Source organism: Mesorhizobium sp. BHbdii (genome assembly GCF_053848045.1).
Genome location: NZ_JBSPKX010000082.1, coordinates 1 through 594 on the forward strand (window position 1 = coordinate 1; position 594 = coordinate 594).

Consider the following 594-nt stretch of genomic DNA (forward strand, 5'->3'; position numbering starts at 1 on the left):
AGCATGGACGAACCGCGATCGTGACCGGAACCGGTGGGTTGGGATTGGAGACGTCCCTCGCGCTCGCCCGAGCAGGATGCGACGTGACCATCGCGGGCCGCGACCCTCAAAAGGGCGCCGACGCGGTGTCCCACATCGAACGCGCGGTCCCGGGTGCGACTGTCCATTTCGGGAAGCTCGATCTGGCAGATCTGTCCTCGGTTGCCGCATTCGCAAAGCAGATGGAGAACGAGAAGCAGAGCCTGGACCTTCTGGTGAACAACGCCGGCGTCATGCTCCCGCCGCAACGGCAAGAGACCAGAGACGGCTTCGAACTGCAGTTCGGTACGAACTACCTCGGTCACTTCGCCTTGACGGCTCGTCTGAAGTCGCTCCTCTCGAAAGGCAAGGACGCCCGCGTCGTCGCGCTTTCAAGTCTCGCTGCAAACGGTGGACAGATCGATTTTGACGACATCAATCTCGAGAAGAACTATCGCCCAATGGCTGGTTACAGCCAATCGAAGCTCGCATGCTTGATGTTCGCCGTCGAGCTTGATAGCCGCAGCCGCGCTGCCGGATGGGGCTTTTCGGGCATGGCAGCCCATCCCGGCGTCT

The 594-nt window shown here is 61.4% G+C and carries 1 protein-coding gene; it reads left to right on the top strand.

Annotated elements, in window-relative coordinates; translation table 11 throughout:
* On the top strand, positions 1-594 hold a 594-nt coding region (locus tag ACWTU8_RS31955), incomplete at both ends, for an SDR family NAD(P)-dependent oxidoreductase (RefSeq protein ID WP_455851272.1).